Source organism: Trinickia sp. (assembly GCF_035492435.1).
GTDB lineage: Bacteria > Pseudomonadota > Gammaproteobacteria > Burkholderiales > Burkholderiaceae > Trinickia.
Map to the genome: position 1 here is coordinate 1 of NZ_DATJJF010000105.1, position 20583 is coordinate 20583.

Annotated in this window: 16 protein-coding genes; 9 read left to right on the forward strand and 7 right to left on the reverse strand. The window is 63.0% G+C overall.

From position 1 onward, the window contains the following. Positions 1-102 (reverse strand): bifunctional adenosylcobinamide kinase/adenosylcobinamide-phosphate guanylyltransferase (locus tag VL598_RS07860; RefSeq protein WP_325326153.1); only part of this gene is annotated, 102 nt, incomplete at its 3' end. A 269-nt stretch (positions 103-371) separates the two neighbouring features. Between VL598_RS07860 and VL598_RS07865 the strand changes: the two genes are divergently transcribed. Next, positions 372-1004: a ParA family protein gene (locus VL598_RS07865; protein ID WP_325326141.1), complete on the forward strand. Its 633-nt coding sequence runs from the start codon at positions 372-374 to the stop codon at positions 1002-1004. 180 nt (positions 1005-1184) lie between these two features. Here VL598_RS07865 and panD read toward each other — a convergent pair whose 3' ends face one another. The 4 genes from panD to VL598_RS07885 all read right to left on the reverse strand — a co-directional run bounded on the left by panD (position 1185) and on the right by VL598_RS07885 (position 3646). Continuing rightward, positions 1185-1571 (reverse strand): aspartate 1-decarboxylase, encoded by a 387-nt coding sequence (panD, locus tag VL598_RS07870; RefSeq protein WP_325326142.1) that lies wholly within the window; start codon positions 1569-1571, stop codon positions 1185-1187. Between the two features lie 50 nt (positions 1572-1621). Then, complete coding sequence (gene panC / locus VL598_RS07875; protein WP_325326143.1) at positions 1622-2455, reverse strand: pantoate--beta-alanine ligase; 834 nt, start codon at positions 2453-2455, stop codon at positions 1622-1624. A 133-nt stretch (positions 2456-2588) separates the two neighbouring features. Further along, positions 2589-3458, reverse strand: a complete 870-nt coding sequence (locus VL598_RS07880; RefSeq protein ID WP_325326144.1) for a ScpA family protein — start codon at positions 3456-3458, stop codon at positions 2589-2591. Further along, positions 3455-3646: a DUF3460 family protein gene (locus VL598_RS07885; RefSeq protein WP_325326145.1), complete on the reverse strand. Its 192-nt coding sequence runs from the start codon at positions 3644-3646 to the stop codon at positions 3455-3457. The genes VL598_RS07880 and VL598_RS07885 overlap by 4 nt, the downstream gene beginning before the upstream one ends. A 509-nt stretch (positions 3647-4155) precedes the next feature. Between VL598_RS07885 and VL598_RS07890 the strand changes: the two genes are divergently transcribed. Then, on the forward strand, positions 4156-5865 hold the full coding sequence (locus VL598_RS07890; RefSeq protein WP_325326154.1) for an autotransporter assembly complex family protein: 1710 nt from the start codon (positions 4156-4158) through the stop codon (positions 5863-5865). Between the two features lie 14 nt (positions 5866-5879). Further along, positions 5880-10271: a translocation/assembly module TamB domain-containing protein gene (locus tag VL598_RS07895; RefSeq protein ID WP_325326146.1), complete on the forward strand. Its 4392-nt coding sequence runs from the start codon at positions 5880-5882 to the stop codon at positions 10269-10271. A 117-nt stretch (positions 10272-10388) separates the two neighbouring features. Here VL598_RS07895 and metG read toward each other — a convergent pair whose 3' ends face one another. Further along, positions 10389-12590: a methionine--tRNA ligase gene (gene metG / locus VL598_RS07900; RefSeq protein WP_325326147.1), complete on the reverse strand. Its 2202-nt coding sequence runs from the start codon at positions 12588-12590 to the stop codon at positions 10389-10391. 959 nt (positions 12591-13549) lie between these two features. Between metG and VL598_RS07905 the strand changes: the two genes are divergently transcribed. After that, entirely contained in the window at positions 13550-13864 is a 315-nt protein-coding gene (locus tag VL598_RS07905; protein ID WP_325326155.1) for a lytic transglycosylase domain-containing protein, read from the forward strand. Positions 13865-14032: 168 nt separating this feature from the next. Here the strand turns inward: VL598_RS07905 and VL598_RS07910 are convergent, their stop codons facing one another. Then, positions 14033-14728 (reverse strand): OmpA family protein, encoded by a 696-nt coding sequence (locus tag VL598_RS07910; RefSeq protein ID WP_325326148.1) that lies wholly within the window; start codon positions 14726-14728, stop codon positions 14033-14035. A gap of 353 nt (positions 14729-15081) precedes the next feature. On the opposite strand from VL598_RS07910, the gene apbC reads away from it, so the two are divergent. The 5 genes from apbC to VL598_RS07935 all read left to right on the forward strand — a co-directional run. Then, positions 15082-16170 (forward strand): iron-sulfur cluster carrier protein ApbC, encoded by a 1089-nt coding sequence (gene apbC, locus VL598_RS07915; RefSeq protein WP_325326149.1) that lies wholly within the window; start codon positions 15082-15084, stop codon positions 16168-16170. Between the two features lie 159 nt (positions 16171-16329). Further along, positions 16330-16878 (forward strand): superoxide dismutase family protein, encoded by a 549-nt coding sequence (locus tag VL598_RS07920; protein ID WP_414718678.1) that lies wholly within the window; start codon positions 16330-16332, stop codon positions 16876-16878. Positions 16879-16918: 40 nt separating this feature from the next. Beyond that, on the forward strand, positions 16919-17488 hold the full coding sequence (gene dcd, locus VL598_RS07925; RefSeq protein ID WP_325326150.1) for a dCTP deaminase: 570 nt from the start codon (positions 16919-16921) through the stop codon (positions 17486-17488). Positions 17489-17600: 112 nt separating this feature from the next. Continuing rightward, on the forward strand, positions 17601-19880 hold the full coding sequence (locus tag VL598_RS07930; protein ID WP_325326151.1) for an arginine/lysine/ornithine decarboxylase: 2280 nt from the start codon (positions 17601-17603) through the stop codon (positions 19878-19880). 50 nt (positions 19881-19930) lie between these two features. Next, on the forward strand, positions 19931-20583 hold a 653-nt coding region (locus VL598_RS07935), incomplete at its 3' end, for a lysozyme inhibitor LprI family protein (RefSeq protein WP_325326152.1).

A 20583-nucleotide genomic window follows, 5' to 3' on the forward strand; every position in this document is an offset into this window, starting at 1 on the left:
CGTGACAGGCCTTGCGCTCTCGTGCGCGAGACGCTCGGCGTAAAGGCTTTTGCCCGAACGTGCGCCGCCGAGCACGAAGGTGACATCCGGCATGGTTTTCATCGCGCGATTGTACCGTTGCGACCGCCAAGGTTTGTCAACGCAAAGTAGGCATGTCCCTTTTTGCGGTGGATAGAGGTGCTAGAGGTTCGCAACCGCCCTCTGTGACCCTCGCCTTCGGCCCCCTCTGCTGAGAGTGAAACCGTTTACTGCGACCGCAAGTTTGAGCAGCGGGCGGTTTTACCGATATCATTCGTCAGCACGATGCGTCATCCTTGCGTGAGCGACGCGGGCACACCGGCCGCGGGGCGGCCTTTTACGCGGGAGTGTTCATGACGGTGATCGTAGTGGCCAACCCCAAGGGCGGGGTCGGCAAGAGCACGTTATCGACCAACTTGGCGGGCTGTTTTGCCGCGAGTGGCGAATGGGTGGCGTTGGCGGATCTCGACAAGCAGCAGTCCGCGCATGCCTGGCTGACCTTGCGGCCGTATGGGCTGCCGATGATCGAGAGTTGGAACGTCGATCCCGATGCGCCCGGCAAGCCGCCAAAAGGGCTCGATCGTACGGTTGTCGATACGCCGGCTGGCATTCACGGCTCGCGCCTGGCCGCCGCGATTTCGCTCGCTGACAAGGTGATCGTGCCGCTGCAGCCGTCGATGTTCGACATTCTGGCCACCCAGCAATTTCTCGAGCGCCTGGCGAAGGAGAAGGCCGTGCGCAAGGGGGCGATCGAAATCGGCGTCGTCGGTATGCGCGTGGACGCACGCACGCGCTCGACCGAGCAGCTGCATCGTTTCGTCGAAAGCCTCGAATTGCCAGTGCTGGGCTATTTACGCGATACGCAAAACTACGTGCAGCTGGCCGCCCATGGCCTGACGCTCTGGGACGTGGCGAAGAGTCGAGTCGAAAAGGATCTCGAGCAGTGGGAGCCGATCGTCTCTTGGGTGACTAAGTCAGCGCGCTGAGCGTAGCCAGCCTTCATAGCTGCCAACGCCCCGAAAGAACGCTTGCCCCCTAGCCGACAGGCGCAACGCAGACGGCCTACTCACAGCCTGGGCAGGCCTACAAGCGTAGGCCGCTTACCGCAAGCCACAGCGCCTCACGCGGACCAAGCAGCGCCGGCCACAGCGAGGCCGGCCAACACGTCAGGTCCAGCTCTGCACCGGCACGTGTCCGCGCAGACCTTTCTGCTTGTTGTGCTCGTCGACGAACACAAGCTTCGGCTCCCAGCCAGCCTTGAGTTCAGCGTCGTCCACCATCGCGAATGCGGCGATGATGACGAGGTCGCCCAGTTGGGCACGGCGCGCGGCCGAGCCGTTCAGCGAAATCATCCCGCTGCCGCGCTGACCGCGAATGGCATACGTCGAGAAGCGCTCGCCGTTGTTGACGTTCCAGATATCGATGCGCTCGTTTTCGACGATGTTCGCGGCCTCGAGCAAGTCCTCGTCGATCGCGCAGGAACCTTCGTAGTGAAGTTCGCAGTGCGTGACGACAGCACGGTGAATCTTCGATTTGAGCATGTGACGCTGCATGGTCGTTTCCTCCAAGGCAAATAGCGCGGTCAATCCCTCGCGCGTTCGCCTTAAATCTCCAAATTGTCGATGAGACGTGTGGCGCCGAGCTTGGCTGCGGCGACCACGACGAGCGGCGCCTCGGCCTCGTGAGCCGCTGGTGCGAGCAGCGTCGAACGCTTGCGAATCGCCACGTAGTCGGGTTTCCAGCCGTGCGCGGCGAGGTTTTCCAGCGCATCGCGCTCCAGCTTGCCGAAATCACGCTCGCCGGCGAGCACCGCTTCGCGCACGCTTGCGAGCGTCGCTGCCAAGAGAGGCGCCTGCTGCCGCTCGACATCGCTCAAGTAGCGGTTGCGCGAACTGAGCGCAAGGCCGTCGGCGTCGCGTACCGTCTCGGCGGCGATGATGTCGGTCTGCAGCGCAAACTGGTGGCACATCTGCCGCACGATCATGAGCTGCTGGTAGTCCTTCTTGCCAAAGACGGCCACGCGCGGCTGTACGCAGGCCATCAGCTTCATGACGACCGTGCAGACGCCTGCAAAAAAGCCGGGACGGAATTCGCCTTCGAGGATGTCACCGAGGTTTTGCGGCGGTTGCACGCGGTACTCCTGCGGCTCGGGATACAAGTCGCGCTCGGTCGGCGCAAAGAGCACGTAGACGTTTTCCTTTTCGAGCTTCTCGATGTCGGCCTCAAGGGTGCGAGGGTACTTGTCGAAGTCCTCGGCAGGGCCAAACTGCAGACGATTGACGAAGATGCTCGCGACGACGGGGTCCCCGTGCTGGCGCGCAAGCCGCATCAGCGATAGGTGCCCTTCGTGAAGGTTGCCCATCGTCGGCACGAAGGCCGTCCGGTTCTGGCCGCGCATTTGATCGCGCAATTCCTGGATGGAGCTGATGACTTTCATGTTGGACTGGTCTCAAGCGCGTTTCGCGCGAGCGGTTTTCGAAGCGCGCAGATTGTAGTGGATTTGTTCAGTCGCAGGGGCATCGAGAGGCGCCGGCGCACGGGCGCTGGCTGCATGGAATGTGTCAGCACGCTTATGCAGGCAAATAGGCGAGCCGCACATAAATCGGCGCGAACGGTTCGGCCTGCGTGATCTCGATCAGCGATTCGCGCGACAGCTCGAGCATGGCGATGAAGTTGACGACGACGACAGGCACGCCTCGCGATACATCGAAGAGCTCCGAGAACTCCATGAAACGCACGTTCTGTAGCCGCCGCAGGATCAGACTCATGTGCTCGCGAACCGATAGCTCCTCGCGCGAGATCTTGTGGTGCGCAACGAGCTTGGCGCGTTTGAGGACGTCGGCCCAAGCGGCGCGCAGATCATCGGCCGACACGTCCACAAGACGCGGCGCAATGCTCTGCTCGATATAGACTTGCGCGCGCAGGAAATCGCGTCCAAGCTGAGGCAGCTGGTCGATCCGCTGCGCCGCAAGCTTCATGCGCTCGTACTCGAGCAGCCGTCGCACGAGCTCGGCGCGCGGATCCTCGGGCTCATCGCCCGAGTCGACCCGCTTGATCGGCAGCAGCATGCGCGATTTGATCTCGATCAGCATCGCCGCCATCAGCAGATATTCTGAGGCCAGCTCCAGGTTCGTCTTCCGCAATTCCTCGACATAGCCGAGGTATTGCGCCGTGACATCGGCCATCGGAATGTCGAGGACGTTGAAGTTCTGCTTGCGGATCAGATAAAGCAGCAAATCGAGTGGGCCCTCGAACGTCTCCAGAAACACCTCGAGCGCGTCCGGCGGGATATACAGGTCCTGCGGCACCTTGAAGAGCGGCTCGCCGTAAAGGCGAGCGAACGCCACGCCGTCGACGGTGTCGGGCGTCGTATCGGTGGCTGGCGCGCTCAGCGCCGCTTGCGATGCGAGCGAGCGAGCGGCCTCATCGGCAGTGCTCACGCTCCGAAGTTCTGGTAGTAGACGTAAGGCGTCTGCCCAACGCGAGAAGCCTGCTGGCGCGTGCGTTCATCCATATCGACCGGCTCTTTGTCCCACAAGAGGGCACGGCCACGCCGCTGCTCCTCTTCGAGCGTCGGCCGCTGCTGCTTCAATTCACTGAGAAACTTCGTAATGTCCGACTCATACATGGTTCTACGGTCTCAAAAGTAGGGGCAGAAGAAGCCGATTGCGCAACGGATGTTCATAATTGGGCCGACACGGCGACTTTCGCGAGGCCGCCGACAATTCGCGATTCTAGCGCATGCGCATCGGGGAGGAACATCGCGTGGGCCCCGTCGTCGAAGCTTTCACGACGGCGCGCAACGCCTTGGCCGCGCGCTTCTCGCCTGTGCGACTGCCTGTGCGCCCGCGCACGCCTCTGTATGCCCGCAGCCGGCATTGTTGCATCCGTGGCGCGATTGGTTGTGGTGAAATGAACGCGCTCGCCGGTTTGCTTGCCGGGAATACGGCACCGCGTGTTGGGCCGCGGCCGCGCCATTGGCCGAAAGCGTGCAAGCGTCAGTCGCCAATCAACGTTGCCGGGAGGTCCCGTTTGCCGGGAGAAGCGATCGACTTGCCGCCTGCTTGCACCCTCGTCGGGCAGGCACCACCGCTGCCGCCGTGCGTGCGCCGCACGCGCGAATGGTTTTGCGCTGCCATGGGCGGGCTGCTGCTGACGCTCGCCGTTCCCGCTGCCGCGAAGTACGACATCCGCATCGAGGCGCCGCGTCCGGTTCGCAGGCTGCTCCAGCAGCATCTCGATCTCGCGCGCTTTGCCAAGCGGGACGACATCACCGACGATCAGTTCGAGTTTCTTCTCACCGCGACGCCGCAGCAGGTGCGCGATCTCGTTGCGACCGACGGCTACTTCTCACCCGTCGTGCGCACGGACGTACGTACCGTTGAAGGCAAACGGGACGTCACCATCCACGTCGACGCGGGGCCGCGTACGATGGTTTCGTCGATCGATCTCATGTTCGACGGGCCGGTGACCACGGAGGCGCCCGCGCGCGAGAACGCTGCCCGCTTCGCGTTCTCGCTGCATGTGGGGGATCCGTTCACGCAAACGGGCTGGAACGACGCCAAGGGCGCGGCCCTGAAAGCGCTGCAGGCGCAGCGCTACCTCGGCGCGAGCATCGTCCGCTCGGAGGTGCGTATCGATCCGCGACGAAAGACGGCGGCGCTTTCGGTCACCTTTGCGAGTGGCCCGACGTTCACGCTGGGGCCACTCGACGTATCGGGCGTGCGTCGTTATCCCGGCTGGATCGTCACGAACGTCAATCCGCTTTCCATCGGCGAGCCGTATAGCGTCGAGCGCGTCAGCGAGTTGCAGCGCCAATTGCAGAATACGCCGTACTACGCGAGCGTTGCGATCGATCTCGACAACGATGCGTCCCGGCCCAACGAAACGCCGATCCACGTCAAGGTGAGCGAATATCAGTTCCACAGCGTACGCGGCGGAGTCGGGTATGCGACCGACACAGGTGCGCACATCCAGGGTGCGTACACGTATCTGAATACGTTTGGCGCGGCTTGGCCTTTTTCGGTGCAAGGGCGGCTCGATCAGATTCAGCAGTACGGACAGCTCGAGCTTTCAATGCCGCCCGGCGAGCGCGGCTGGGTCAACAGCGTACTGGCCTCGTACACGAACACCGACGTGTCCGGCACGCGCATCTATAGCGCCCGCGCGGGTGTACAGCGCAGGCGCACGGCACAGTTCATCGATTACAGCTATTCGATCCAGTATTACAACGATCGGCTCGACCAAAATGCGGTGGGGCCGACGACGAGCCGTGCGCTCGTGCCTCAATGGTCGTGGACGAGGCGCGATGTTGACGATTTGCTTTTTCCACGTTCAGGCACTGTGCTGCATGTCGAAGCGGGATTTGCCATCAAAGGAGTGCTTGCCGATCAAACGTTCGCACGCGTCTACACGCGCGGCCAGAAGTTCGTGCCGATCGGCAGGCGCGATTTGGTGGTTTTTCGGGCGGAGTTCGGTGGCGTCTTCACGAGCGGCAGTTCCAGTGGTGTTCCGGCGTCGCTGCTCTTTCGCGCTGGCGGGTCCAACTCCGTACGAGGTTACGCCTTTCAGAGCATCGGCAATAACGTCGACGGATCGGTATTGCCTACGAAGTATCTCATCACCGCATCGGCGGAATATCAGCATTGGTTCTCGCGCGACTGGGGCGCGGCCGTCTTTTACGACATCGGCACAGCGACCGATACGTGGAACGAGAGGACATTCTTTCCGGGCTATGGCGTTGGGGTGCGCTGGCGCAGCCCTGTCGGGCCGGTTAACGTCGATCTCGCATACGGAGTGAAAGACAAGGCCGTGCGGCCTTATCTAACGCTCGGCATCGCTTTTTAAAGGACGGGCCGAGCATGAGCAACCATTCGCCGCTCCCACCGTCCGATGACCGCGCGCCGCTGTCGAGCGGGCCGACAACGGGGTCGGCCGGACCGACAGGACCAACAGGACCGACAGGACCGACAGGGGAAGGGCCGAAGGGTCCGTCGGTGCCGCCGCGCAAGCTTTGGCGCCGCGTGCTGCGCGTCATCGGCTGGACAGCAAGCGCCTCGCTGCTTCTCATCATCGTCGCGGTACTTGCCGCCTACGGCGCGCTGACGACCGAGCGCGGCACACACCTCGTTTGGCGTGCGGCGGTGGCGCTCTCGGATGGGCGACTGTCGGGGACATGGGTGAGCGGCACATTCGCGACCGGCGTCGAGGTTGTCGACGTGCGTTGGCGAGGCAACACGGCCAATTCCGGCCGACCGGCCACAACATCGGACGGCTCCGCCACAGCGGATGGTCCACTTGCGGCAAGTGGACTTGCCCGAGCAGGCAGATCTCCTGCCACAGCCAGCGGCCCTCCTGCAACAGCCAGTAGCGCTCCGGTCCCAGTCAGTGGAGGTCCCGCCGGCAGTCCTGCTCCGGCCGGCGCATCCGTTGGCGTGGGCGGCCCTGTCACGGCGAGCCTCTCCGCTGCGGCAGGCGGCTCGACGACGGCTGGCGCGTCCGCTGCCGCTGGGGCCAGCGCTGCTTCCGCATCACGGACGCAAGCCGCTGCGGAATCCGGCGCACCCGCCGGAACCGACATCCATATCGACCGCATCGCCGGGCGGTGGGCGCTCACACTTTCGCCATTGCGTTTGACGATCGACGAATTGCACGCGGGTACGATCGACGCGCGGCTAGCGCCGTCGCAGACCGCGCATGCGCCGCTCAAGCTGCCGACAAGTCTTCAACTGCCGCTGCAACTGCGCGTCCAGTCGCTCGCGATCGATACGCTGCGCGTGCATGACGCTGCCGGCACCGGTGCTACCGAATTCAATCATCTGCGGCTGCACGCACGCAGTGACGGCCGGCACCATACGCTGGTGCTCGACAGCCTGGACACGCCGTATGGCGCCGTCACTGCGCACCTGTCGCTCGACGGTGCGAGGCCGTTCGCCTTGGCCGGTGACGCAACGTATGGCGGGAAGGTTGCCGACGAGCCCGTGCACGTGCGCATGCGCATGTCGGGCACGCTTGAATCGCTCACGGCCGAGCTCGAGGCCAGCGGCTTCAAACTCGCTGGCAGCGCGCACGTCGAGGCCACGCCGTTTGCGGCTGTGCCACTGAAGCGCGCAATGCTTTCGTTCGATCACGTCAATCCGCAAGCGTTCAGTGCGGGTGCGCCGTCTGCCGACCTTGCACTCAAGGCGCAACTCGCGCCTGTGTCGGCCCCGATGGGCGAGCCGCTCGTTGTCGCGGGGACCGTATCGATCGTCAATGCGAAGGCCGGCACGCTCGAAGCGAAGTTGCTGCCCCTCGTCGATGGGCATGCCCGGATTCGGCTCGACGCACGCGAAGCGCACATCGATGACCTGCGATTGCGGCTGGTGCACGATGCGATCCTCTCCGGAGGCGGCACGCTCGCCCGGGAGCACGGCCGCATCAATCTCCAAGCGACGGGCCTTGATGTGAGCACCTTAACCCCCTACATCCGGCCCACGGCGTTCGACGGCCCCATCGTCATGTCGCTCGAGGGTGACAGTCAAACGGTCCAATTCGATCTGGCCGATAAGCGTGCAGGTCTCGGCGCGCGCGCATCGATCACATCGGACCGAGCCAGAATCGCCTTACAAGGCGTGCAAGTACGTGCGGGGGCGGGGCGCATCGAGCTAAACGGCACGTTCGCACGCGACGCACGACGAACTTACGACGTGCACGCGGCGTTGACCGATTTTGATCCGCGCTTGCTGATGGCACCTCCAAAAACGTCGCCGGCGAAAGGATTTCAAGGGGTGGCGCTGCAAGAGGCTCGAGTGTCTGGGACGCTTGCGGTAGCGGGCGCGTTTGCGCCGGAATTTACGACCCTACTGCGTTTCACGCTTGGCAACAGCGTCTATGGCGGCTACCCACTGAGCGGTTCGGGCAGGCTCCAAGTGGCGGGCGCCCGGCTGTTGCCGAGCGACGCGGTGCTATCGATCGCGGGCAACGACGTCGAATTGCATGGCAGCTTTGGCGCGCGGGGCGACCGGCTGCGGTTTCATCTTGCCGCGCCGCAGCTCGATCGCTTGGGCTACGGCCTGGCCGGCAAGATTGTTGCCGACGGCGATTTGACGGGCTCACTCGCTCAACCGGAGGTGACGTTGTCCTATTCCGCGCAAGGCGTCGCATTGGGCGCGATGCGCGTCGGCTCCGCCTCCGGCCGCGCGTCGATGCACGCGGGTGCGACCGGTGCGATCGAGTTCACGACGGAGGTCCGTGATCTGCATACGAGCTTGGCCGATCTCGCGACTGTATCGGCGCGAGTGAGCGGAACGCGCGCGAAGCACAGTTTCGACTTGAGCGGCAAGGGAGCGATCCATGGCCGGCCCATCGACCTGACGCTTGCCGCGACGGGCGGCCTCGCCGACACACCGGCCGGCCCGCGCTGGGAGGGCACTGTCACGCGCCTCGAAAACCGCGGCATGCCGGCACTGGCGCTCAAGACACCGCTCGTCATAAAGGCCGCACGCGAATCCCTGACACTCGGCGCGACGCAGGTCCTGCTCGAAGGGGCACAGCTCGACCTGAAATCGTTTGCCTACGATCACGGCGCATTGCGCTCGGGGGGCACGGCGACGAACTTATCGCTCGGCCGCCTGCTGACGCTGCGCGAGGCGCTGACGGGCACACCATTGCCCGTCAGAAGCGATCTCGTCTTGGCGGGTGACTGGAATTTCGAGCTGGCCCGCATGGCGAGCGGCTCTCTGCAATTCAATCGCGTGAGCGGCGACATTTCGGTCGATGCCGGACAGGGCAGTTTCGTGCCGCTCGGCATCACGGCGTTCGGTGGGAGTGCTTCAGTCGAAGGCGGGAAGCGGCTCGCGGCAAAACTTCACGCCGAGGCGAACCGCGTCGGCACGGCCGACGCGAACGTGGGTGTGCCGCTCACGCCCGACGCCTCGCGGGGTGGCTTGCTGGGCGTGGCGGCCGATGCGCCACTTGCCGGCGCGTTGAGCGCCGACGTGCCCTCTCTGACGACGACGGGGGCTCTTTTGGGCCCGCGCTATCTGCTTGAAGGAAGCCTCGCGCTGAAGGTGGCCGTCGCCGGCACGATGGCAAGCCCGGCCGTTTCGGGCTCGCTCACGGGCGATAGCCTTTCCGCAACGCTCGTGGACCAAGGCCTGCAATTGAAAGATGGCGTCGTCCGCGTGGCGTTGTCGGACAATCTCGTCGACTTTCAGCACGTCGAATTCCATGGCGGCGATGGCACACTGCGTGCGAAGGGCCAGATCCGGCTCGATCGTGCCGAGCCGGATCTCACGGCACAAATCGTTGCCGACAAGCTCGAACTGTTCGCGGCTCCCGATCGCCGTCTCTCGCTGTCGGGGAGCGCCACGGTGGCCAATGCCGGCGAGGCGGGCGGCCTCGACATCAACGGCAAGTTCCGCGTAGACCAAGCCCTGTTCGACATGCCCGAGCAGCCCGCGCCGAGCCTCTCCGACGATGTCGTCATCGTGCGCGACAACGGCTTCGTGCGCGAGACACCCCCGCAGCAAGAGGCGGCGGATCGACCTGCCAGCCGCTTTGCGCCGCGTACCGACATCGAGATCGACCTTGGCGAGAAATTCCGTTTTCACGGCCGGGGAGCGGACCTGGGGCTGCTCGGCACAGTGACGGTGCTTACGGCGCCGGGTAAGCGCTTGATGGCAAACGGCAATGTGCGCGTCACCGAGGGCTCGACCTACACGACGTTTGGCCGCAAGCTCGCGATCGAAAACGGCTACTTCACGTTCAATGGTCCTGCGACCAATCCCGGCATCAACATTCTCGCGATGCGGCGCAATCAGGACGTGGAAGCCGGCGTGCAGGTGACGGGAACCGTGAACGCCCCGGTGGCGAAGCTGGTCTCGGAGCCGAACGTTTCCGATGACGAGAAGCTTTCGTGGCTGCTGTTTGGCCACGGCACCGATCAAGGCATCAACCCGGGCCAGCAAAGCACGATGACGACGGCGCTCGCGTTGCTCGGCAGTGCAACGGGCAAGCGCGTTGCGCAGACAATCGGACTGGATGAGTTCTCGGTGGGGCGAAGCGACGTCGGCTTGACGGATCCCCAGGTCGTGTTGATCTCAAAGGCGATCACAGAGCGGCTCGTGCTCGGCTATGAGCAGGGCTTGGAGTCGTCGAACAATGCCTTCAAGGCGACGATCAATCTATCGCGATTCTGGTCCATCTTGGTCTACGGCGGGACGTTCCAGGGCGTGGACATCAGCTTCATCCGCCGTTTCGACAGCTTTTAGGCTTGGTGCTGATCGTGGCGCGGCTAGGAAAGCGGATACGATAAAAGCGACATGGGGCGGGCGGTCAATGCTGCCCACTGAGCACCGGAAACGGTGCTCAGTGGCTATGCCCATCAATCAGCGTACGCGCATGCCGGGTTTGGCGCCGCTATGCGGCTCGAGGATATAAAGCCCGGGCTCGGCCTTTTCGTCGGCTGCCGATGCTGCGAGCACCATGCCTTCGGAGAGTCCGAACTTCATCTTGCGCGGGGCGAGGTTGGCGACCATCACCGTTAGCTTGCCGACCAGATCTTCAGGCCGATAAGCCGATTTGATGCCCGAGAACACGTTGCGCGTTTTCTCTTCGCCGATATCAAGCGTGAGCTGCAGCAGCTTGTCCGATCCGTCCACGGCCTTGCAATCGACGATGAGCGCGACCCGCAGATCGACTTTCGCGAAATCGTCGATGCTGATGACCGTGTTGTCGCTCGCGTCGCTCGCTTGCGCCGATTTTTCGCGCTTACCTGCCGCCGCGGGCGCACTGGCCCCAGCCTTGGCGCTGCCGGCCGCCTGTGCCTGCTCGGACGGCAGCAGGCTTTGGCGGTTCGCTGCAACGAGTGCCTCGATTTGCTTTGGGTCCACGCGCGTCATGAGGTGCTTGTACGCGTTGATCGGGTGAGCCGATGAGAGCGGCCGCTCGGCATCGGCCCAGGTGAGTGGTGCCACGCCGAGGAACGCCTCGACGTTCTCGGCCAGGGCAGGCATCACAGGCTTGAGCGCAATCGAAAGCAGTCGGAACGCCTCGATGCTGACGCTCACCGTCTCATGCAGTGCGGCGGCGTTGGCAGGATCCTTGGCTTGATCCCATGGCTTCGCCGCATCGACATACACGTTGACGGCGTCGGCAAGCTCCATCGTCTGGCGCATCGCCCGACCGTACTCACGCGCCTCGTAGTGCGCGGCGATTTGCGGCAGCGCTGTACGTAGCGTGTCGAGCAGTGGATGGCGCATCGCGCCGTCCTCTACTCGGCCGTCGAAACGCTTGAGCAAGAACCCTGCGGCGCGGCTGGCGATATTGACGTACTTGCCGACGATGTCGCTATTCACGCGCGCTTGGAAATCGTCGAAGTTGAGGTCGATGTCTTCCATCGTCGCGTTCAGCTTCGCCGCAAAGTAGTACCGCAGCCATTCGGGATTCAAACCCGTTTCGATATAGCTGCGCGCCGTAATGAACGTGCCACGCGACTTGGACATCTTCGCGCCGTCGACCGTCAAAAAGCCGTGCGCGAACACGTTCGTAGGCGTGCGGTGGCCTGAGAACTCGAGCATGGCCGGCCAAAAGAGCGTGTGGAAGTAAAGGATGTCCTTGCCGATGAAATGGTATTGCTCGGCATCGGACTCTTTGCCGACCCAGCTTTCGAAATCGAGCCCAAGGCGCGCAGCGAGATGCTTGAAGCTCGCGTAGTAGCCGACCGGCGCATCGAGCCAGACATAGAAGTACTTGCCGGGCGCACCCGGAATCTCGAAGCCGAAATAGGGCGCGTCGCGCGAAATATCCCAGTCGGCAAGTTTGGCCTCGCCCGACTCGCCGAGCCATTCGCGCATCTTGTTCGTGGCTTCCGGCTGCGCCAGTCCGCCCACCCAGCCGCGCAGGAAGGTTTCACAGCGCGGATCGGAGAGTCGGAAGAAGTGGTGCGTCGAGCTGCGACGCACGGGCGCGGCGCCTGATACGACCGAATACGGGTTGGCGAGCTCGGTAGGCTGGTAGGTGGAGCCGCACACTTCACAGCTGTCACCGTACTGATCTTTCGCGCCGCATTTCGGACATTCGCCCTTGATGAAGCGATCCGGCAAAAACATTTCCTTGACCGGGTCGTAGGCCTGCTCGATCTCGCGTGTATCGATGAACCCCGCTTCCTTCAACGCCAGGTAGATCGACGCCGACAGCTCGCGGTTTTCGTCGGAATCGGTCGAATAATAATTGTCGTAGGAGATGTGGAAGCTGTCGAAATCGCGCGTGTGTTCGCGCCAGACCCGCTCGATCAATGCCTTCGGCGCGATGCCCTCTTTTTCGGCACTCAGCATGATGGGGGTGCCATGGGCGTCGTCAGCGCAGACGTAATAGACCTCGTGGCCGTGCATCCGCAGCGCGCGCACCCAGATATCGGTCTGGACATGTTCGACCATGTGGCCAAGGTGGATCTGACCGTTGGCGTAGGGCAGCGCAGAGGTGACGAGGATCCGGCGCGCATGGCGCGGGACCGGATTCAGCGTGGACGCGCTGGCTTCGGTGGACAGCGCGCCGGTGTCGGCGACGGGAGCAGTGGCGGGAGAAGTCATCAGAGTTTCGGGGCGACTGCCGGAGCAATGGGGAAAGGGCCGATTTTAACAGGCGCCAGGCGGCAAATGGCGGGCGGGGAGCTGGGCTGGATGGCTAACCATCGAGGGCGCGCGTGCGGGCGAGGCGGCTTCCCTCGCGTGATGGTTTTGCCGATGCGGCGAGTCTCGCCGGCTGCGGGCAAACGCGGGCAAAAAAAACCGGGGCGTCTGCCCCGGAGCAACAACGACAAGAGGAGAATGGTGACGCAGCGGCTAAGGCCAGCCACGCACCGAATGTAGTGACAGCCGATTTGCCCGCAAGTTCGAAATTTTTTCGACTTGTTTCCCGTCGCGGATTTGCCGCGTTGGATTCGTCCCGTTACCCCTCCGAACTTCGTCCCTCTCCCTTTCGCGCGTCCAGTCATGCATCTTGAGTCGCATTAAAGCGCTTGGGAGTGCCTTGTCCGCAGTCGAATTTCACAACCTGCCCACTGAATGCTTCGCCAATTCGCCGGAAGCTTCGTGTTGCCCGCACCCGCTTGGCGCCTGTCCGAGATATGTTTAATCATGCAATAACGCGTTTTGAAGTCATCCCTCGCAACGAGACACAAACGTCATCCGACAACGGAGAAGAAACAAGTTTACGACGGCCGTTTCCGGGGCCACGTTCTCTTATGTGCCTGAGAATGGCAGTGGGGGCGGCGTGGACAATGATCAATTCCAGCAGCTTATCCAGGAATTGCTCAAGGATTTGCTGCAGATAATGAGTCAAACGAACGGAGGTTCGTCCGGCGGCGGATTGGGCATCCCCGTTGGTGGCGTCGGCGCGGGCTCGCCCGGCGGGGTAAGGTTGACCACGACGGCGCCGCCGTCATCTGGCGGCGACATGACACCGTCGCAAGTCGCAACCACGTACAAAAGTCAGATCATGGCGGCCTCGCAAGTCACCGGCATACCTCCCGGCATTATTTGCGGGGCAAATCTGGCAGGAATCCAAGGGGATAGCGAGCACCCCCGGCGGGGGCCTAATGCAGCTCGGCCCCAACGAGTTCAAGGAATACGGCGGCGGTGATATTTCGAACCCAGCTGACACCATCATGGCCGGTGCGAAGTACATGGAGGCACTCGACAAACAGTTTGGCGGCAACATTGAAGCCGCGCTACGCGCGTACAACTCTGGCCCGAACGGCGTCGACCTCAACAACCTGAACTCCACGCCCGCTGGCACCGGCGACCAGACCTACGTGCAGAAGGTAATGCAAGCTGCGGGGCAATCCGGCTTGGCGACTAGCTGACCCGATGCCCGACAAGCCTCGTCTTTCAGGGCCGAGTTTACCCATGAAGTTGGCTTGCTATTCGGCCCCCCGGCGCTTCCTGACGCGAGGTCAGGGCAAGCGAGACAAGCGCCGAGGGTGTGCCGGCATAGTTGCGTGCGTGCGCACCGACTGACTTGTTGATGCGAGTTACCGGGAGCCTTGCTGCTGGGCCTGCTGGGCCGACTGCTGCGGCGCATGCAGAATGATCTCGACGCGTCGGTTCTCCTTGCGGCCGAAGTCGGTATCGTTGCTTGCAATCGATTTGTCTTCGCCAAAACCTTGTGCGGAAATTCGGCCGGCCGGCGAAACACCGTGACCATTCAGGTAACCAGCCAGGTATTTGGCCACTGCGGAGGCGCGCTTCTGCGAAAGCGTCTGGTTAAGCGCTCGGCTGCCCGTGTTGTCGGTATAGCCGTTGACCTGTGCAGTGATACCGGGGTTTTGCATTAGCTGTTGCCCGATCTTATCGAGGAAAGCGCCTGCCGACGGTTTGAGGGCAGCGCTGCCCTTTGAGAATGAGAGGTCGCTGGGAAGGTTCAATCTGAGCGAGCCGTCGGTTTGCTGACTAGCTTGCACGCCGGGATTACTGGCCGAATCGCTACCAAACAGCGAGCTGCTGATGTCCTGCCAGAAGTGGCCCGCTGTAGCGCCCGTTGCTGCGCCCGAGAGAGCTCCGATCTCGGCTCCCTGCTTACCGCCGACGAGATCGCCAATCAGCGCGCCCGCGACACCGCCGACGCCTGCGCCGGCTGCGGTATTCGTCCCTTGCTGTGTGGCGCACCCGGCAACGATCGCCGCAGCTACGGCTAAAGCACCCATACGAGTCATGGTTTTTGCATGCATTTTGTCGGTCCTTGTTGAAATCGTCTTGGAACGGCGGACTTGCTCTTTGCAACATGCTTTCGCGGCGATGCGCCGGACGCGCGCGCCCTCCCGATTTCGCCATAAGCCGCGCCGCGCGCAGTGTCTTCCGACGACAAAGCCGCGAGCTACTACAATAGCGTCTGTGCAGTCCGATGCGGCCCCACAGTTTTGAGGGGGCGAACGTGCCTTTCGGTACGGTCTTTTGGCATCGGCGAGCAGCAGATCCCTTTTACTTTCCCGCTTCCGGTGAGCGGGCAGGGCCGCCGACGCGTTGACCAAGGCGGCCGTGCTGACATCTCGCCGCAAGCCGTTTCCCTTCTGGAGTCGTCTCAATGAGCATTGATCGGGCCTTGGTGGACGCCGCATTTGCGGCCGTCACGGACCCCAATACGGGCCGTCCGTTCGCGGCAGCGAAAGGCGTGAGGAACGTCGTTGTCGACGGTGCGACGGTCCGCGCCGAAGTCGTCCTCGGCTATCCGGCGAAGAGCCAGTTCGATGCGCTCTCCGCGCTTATCGAGGGCGAACTGCTGAAAGTGCCCGGTGTGGAACGCGCGGAGATTGCGATCTCGCAGTCGATCGTGGCGCACACCGTGCAGCGGGGCGTGAAGCTGCTGCCGAACGTCAAGAACATCATCGCCGTCGCCTCCGGTAAGGGCGGCGTCGGCAAGAGCACCACGGCCGTCAATCTGGCGCTGGCACTGGCGGCAGAAGGCGCGTCAGTCGGGCTGCTCGACGCCGACATTTACGGGCCGTCAGTGCCGACGATGCTCGGCATCCACGGCCGGCCCGAGTCGCCTGACGACAAGTCGATGAATCCGCTGATTGGCCATGGTTTGCAGGCCAATTCGATCGGCTTCCTCATCGAAGAGGACAATCCGATGGTCTGGCGCGGGCCCATGGTGACGTCGGCGCTGGAGCAGCTGCTGCGGCAGACGAACTGGCAGGACCTCGATTATTTGATTGTGGACATGCCGCCGGGCACGGGCGACATTCAGCTCACGCTTGCGCAGCGGGTGCCGGTGACGGGGGCTGTCATCGTCACGACGCCGCAGGACATCGCGCTCATCGACGCCAAGAAGGGCCTCAAGATGTTCGAGAAGGTGGGCGTGCCGATTCTCGGCATCGTCGAGAACATGAGCATCCACATCTGCTCGAACTGCGGACATGCCGAGCCTATTTTTGGCGTGGGCGGCGCCGAGCGCATGTCGCGTGACTACGGTGTGGAGATGCTGGGGAGCCTGCCGCTCGACATGTCGATCCGCGAGCAGGCCGACAGTGGAAAGCCGACCGTCGCCGCCGATCCGGACGGGCGCGTCTCCGTGATGTATCGCGAAATTGCGCGCAAGGTGGCGATTCACGTCGCCGAGCGCGCACGCGATATGACTTCCAAGTTCCCGAACATCGTCGTCCAGAACACGTAAAACGTGGGCGCGGGGCGCGCGAGCGCCTCGCTCAATTCGCCGGCCGGCAGATGGTGCTGCCGCGCGCCGCGCGCATCGCGGTATTATGTCGCCTTCGCTTAAGTCCGGGATTCCGGCCCCTTTATGAGACGAGGGGGTACGGTCGGCATTGAGGATCGCATGAGTCAACGAACCGGCGGGCGGTGCGCACGCATAATGAGCGTCCTCGCTTGCGTCAGCCTGCTAGGCTTGACGGGCGCGGGGCTTGGCGGCTGCACCGCTTTTTTCGCCCCCCCAGAAAAGCGCGCGAATGCGCAACTGCTTCCGACCGTCGGCAACACGGCGCACGGCACCGTCGCGCTGGTCGAGCGTGACGACGGCGTGCAGGTGACCTACAACCTCGTCGGCTTGCCGCCGAACAGTGACCACGCGCTGCAAGTGCACGAGCGGGGCGATTGCAATGCAGCCGACGGCTCGAGTGCCGGCGCGGTGTTTGCGCCGGCCGCCTCCAGGCTGCGCTCGGGCGTGCGCGTCGAAGGCGATCTCGGCAACATTCATGCGGACGCGACAGGCGTCGCGACGGGCTTCATCGTCGCGCCAGACCTCTCGCTCGACGGCGTGCGCTCCGTGATCGGCCGCTCGGTGTTGATCCATCGCGAGCCGAGCGATCCGGCCTTTCCCGATCACAGCGCTGGCGCGGCGCTGTCGTGCGGCACCATACGGCAATAGTTCGCGGCGCACGAACGAAAAAAGTAGCCAACGTCAATTTATGAGCATCAAATCGGACAAGTGGATTCGGCGCATGGCCGAAGAGCACAACATGATCGAGCCGTTCGTGAGCGACCAAGTGCGCACGTCGGACGACGGACGCAGGATCGTGAGCTTCGGCACGTCGAGCTACGGGTACGATATTCGCTGCGCCGACGAGTTCAAGATCTTCACGAACATCAACTCGACGATCGTCGACCCCAAAAACTTCGACGAGAAATCGTTTGTCGACTTCAAAGGCGACGTTTGCATCATTCCGCCGAACTCGTTCGCACTCGCGCGCACGGTGGAATATTTCCGCATTCCGCGCACCGTGCTGACTGTCTGCCTGGGCAAATCGACGTATGCGCGTTGCGGCATCATCGTGAACGTTACGCCGTTCGAGCCTGAGTGGGAGGGCTACGTCACGCTCGAGTTCTCGAACACGACTCCGCTACCGGCGAAAATCTACGCGAACGAAGGCGTTGCGCAGGTGCTCTTTTTTGAAAGCGACGAGGTGTGCGAAGTGTCTTATGCGGACCGCGGCGGCAAGTATCAGGGGCAGCACGGGGTCACGCTGCCCAAGACGTGACGGCCGTCATCACGCCTTAACGCTAGCACCAGGAAACTGTGGGTTTTTCGAGCGACCGCTCGGCACGGAGCTTCAAACCGGGCCAGCGGTCCTTGCTTTTGGAGATTCGTCAATGAAGTTTCGTTTCCCTGTCGTCATCATCGACGAAGACTTTCGCTCCGAGAACATCTCGGGTTCCGGTATCCGGGCCCTCGCGGAGGCGATTCAGGGGGAGGGCGTCGAGGTGCTGGGGCTGACGAGCTACGGCGATCTGACGTCGTTTGCGCAGCAGTCGAGCCGTGCTTCGTGCTTCATTCTGTCGCTCGACGACGACGAACTGATGCTCGGTGAAACGGGCCACGACGGTGAGCTGCCCGAGCTGGCGACGGCCATCATCGAGTTGCGCGCTTTCGTCCAGGAAGTGCGGCGACGCAACGCCGACATTCCTATTTTTCTGTATGGCGAGACGCGCACCTCGCGCCACCTGCCGAACGACATCCTGCGTGAGCTGCACGGATTCATTCACATGTTCGAGGACACGCCCGAGTTCGTTGCGCGTCATATCGTGCGCGAGGCCAAGGTCTACCTCGATTCGCTGTCGCCGCCGTTCTTCAAGGAACTCGTCAAGTACGCCGACGAAGGCTCGTATTCGTGGCACTGTCCCGGCCATTCGGGCGGCGTCGCCTTCCTGAAAAGCCCGCTCGGGCAAATGTTCCATCAGTTCTTCGGCGAGAACATGCTGCGGGCTGACGTCTGCAATGCCGTCGACGAACTAGGCCAGCTGCTCGATCACATCGGCCCCGTGGCGGCGTCCGAGCGCAACGCGGCGCGGATCTTCAGCGCGGATCACCTTTTCTTCGTGACGAACGGCACGTCGACTTCGAACAAGATCGTTTGGCACGCCACGGTAGCGCCGGGCGACATCGTCGTCGTCGACCGCAACTGTCACAAGTCGATTCTGCACGCGATCACGATGACGGGCGCGATCCCCGTCTTCCTTACGCCTACGCGCAACAATTTCGGCATCATCGGTCCGATTCCGCTCGATGAGTTCAAGCCCGAGAACATCCGCAAGAAAATCGAGGCTAATCCGTTCGCTCGTGAGGCGCTTGAAAAGAACCCGCAGCTCAAGCCGCGCATCCTGACGATTACGCAAAGCACGTATGACGGCGTCGTCTACAACGTCGAGATGATCAAGGAATTGCTGGGCGATTTTCTCGATACGCTCCATTTCGACGAGGCGTGGCTGCCGCATGCGGAGTTCCATCCGTTCTACAAGGACATGCACGCCATTGGCGCAGGGCGCCCGCGCACGAGGGCGCTCGTGTTCGCGACGCATTCGACACACAAGCTGCTCGCCGGCATTTCCCAAGCCTCGCAGATCGTCGTGCAGGATTCGGCGGATGGCGCCTTCGATCGGCACCGCTTCAACGAAGCGTATCTCATGCATACGTCGACGAGCCCGCAGTACGCGATCATCGCCTCGTGCGATGTGGCTGCTGCGATGATGGAGCCGCCGGGCGGCACCGCGCTCGTTGAGGAGTCGATCGCCGAAGCGCTCGATTTCCGGCGTGCCATGCGCAAAGTCGACGCCGAGTACGGCGATGATTGGTTCTTCCAGGTTTGGGGCCCCGATGCCTTGGCCGACGAAGGTATCGGCTCGCGCGAGGACTGGGTGCTGCGCACCAATGATCCGTGGCACGGCTTTGGGCCGCTCGCGGAAGGTTTCAACATGCTCGACCCGATCAAGGCGACGATCGTGACGCCGGGGCTCGGCGTTGCCGGCGATTTCGGCGAAACGGGGATCCCGGCCGCGATTGTGACGAAGTATCTGGCCGAGCACGGCATCATCGTCGAGAAGACAGGGCTTTACTCGTTCTTCATCATGTTCACGATCGGCATCACGAAGGGCCGGTGGAACTCGATGGTGACCGAGTTGCAACAATTCAAGGACGACTACGACAACAACCAGCCGCTGTGGCGTGTGTTGCCCGAATTCGTCGCGCAGCATCCGGCGTATGAGCGCATGGGGCTGGCCGATCTGTGCCAGGCCATCCACAGTGTTTACCGCGCCAATGACATCGCGCGGTTCACGACCGAGATGTACCTGTCGAACATGGAGCCGGCGTTGAAGCCTTCGGATGCGTTTGCGAAGCTCGCGCACCGCGAGATCGATCGCGTGCCGATTGATGAGCTCGAGGGCCGCGTGACGAGTGTGCTGCTCACGCCCTATCCGCCGGGCATTCCGCTTTTGATCCCCGGCGAGCGGTTCAACAAGACGATCGTCAACTATCTGCGGTTTGCGCGTGAGTTCAACGAGCGCTTTCCCGGTTTTTCGACCGATATCCACGGGCTGGTTGCGGAGTTGGTGAATGGGCGTGTCGAGTATTTCGTCGACTGCGTGCGGGTCTGATGATGAAATGCGGCGCGAAGGTCTTGAGCCGCTGGGTGCTGGCGTTCAGCATGAGCGTAGCGCTGATGAGCGGCGTTGTTCTGTCGCCGTTGGCGCACGCTGAAGCCGCGGCTGCGGATCCGATCGACACGTCGATGCGCAGTTGCCTTGCGCGTGCCGATCGCTCGTCGCCGCAGGGGCAGGCGCAGTGCATGGATACGGCGCGCGATGCGTGGAACATGGCCATCGACGCCGCGCTCAGTTCGATCGCGGCGCACGCACCCGACGCGGCACGGCGCGGCTGGCAGGAGAGTCATCGGCGCTGGCTCGCCTGGCGCACGCAGGAAGCGTTGCTTGTGCGAGCGGTCTTCGTGGCAAAGGGCTCGCCCGATGTCATCTCACAGGCCAACGTGCTGTTGCAGCCCGTGCGTGATCGCGCCTTGCAACTGAGGCGGATTGCAGCGCAGTATCGGCCGCAGGCATCGACATCCGCTAGCGCACCGGCTCCCACTCAGCGCGGAACCGCGCCGAATGTGCGGCCTTGCACGGCCGATGCTTCGTGCGAACATGCCCAGTTCGACATGAACCGTTATGCGCGCAGGCTGCGGACCAAGCTGCCGGCGCAGTCGCGGATCGTGCTGACACGGGCACAGCGCGCGTGGCGCAGCTACTTCGAAGCGACGGCAGCGCTCGGTACCGAGGCCGATCGGGTCGATCTCATCGG

Bases quoted from the DNA above. Each gene is read 5' to 3' on its own strand.
- VL598_RS07865 (WP_325326141.1), top strand. From the start codon at position 372: ATGACGGTGATCGTAGTGGCCAACCCCAAGGGCGGGGTCGGCAAGAGC.
- panD (WP_325326142.1), bottom strand. From the start codon at position 1,571: ATGCAGCGTCACATGCTCAAATCGAAGATTCACCGTGCTGTCGTCACG.
- panC (WP_325326143.1), bottom strand. From the start codon at position 2,455: ATGAAAGTCATCAGCTCCATCCAGGAATTGCGCGATCAAATGCGCGGC.
- VL598_RS07885 (WP_325326145.1), bottom strand. From the start codon at position 3,646: ATGTATGAGTCGGACATTACGAAGTTTCTCAGTGAATTGAAGCAGCAG.
- VL598_RS07890 (WP_325326154.1), top strand. From the start codon at position 4,156: ATGGGCGGGCTGCTGCTGACGCTCGCCGTTCCCGCTGCCGCGAAGTAC.
- VL598_RS07895 (WP_325326146.1), top strand. From the start codon at position 5,880: ATGAGCAACCATTCGCCGCTCCCACCGTCCGATGACCGCGCGCCGCTG.
- metG (WP_325326147.1), bottom strand. From the start codon at position 12,590: ATGACTTCTCCCGCCACTGCTCCCGTCGCCGACACCGGCGCGCTGTCC.
- VL598_RS07910 (WP_325326148.1), bottom strand. From the start codon at position 14,728: ATGCATGCAAAAACCATGACTCGTATGGGTGCTTTAGCCGTAGCTGCG.
- apbC (WP_325326149.1), top strand. From the start codon at position 15,082: ATGAGCATTGATCGGGCCTTGGTGGACGCCGCATTTGCGGCCGTCACG.
- VL598_RS07920 (WP_414718678.1), top strand. From the start codon at position 16,330: ATGAGTCAACGAACCGGCGGGCGGTGCGCACGCATAATGAGCGTCCTC.
- dcd (WP_325326150.1), top strand. From the start codon at position 16,919: ATGAGCATCAAATCGGACAAGTGGATTCGGCGCATGGCCGAAGAGCAC.
- VL598_RS07930 (WP_325326151.1), top strand. From the start codon at position 17,601: ATGAAGTTTCGTTTCCCTGTCGTCATCATCGACGAAGACTTTCGCTCC.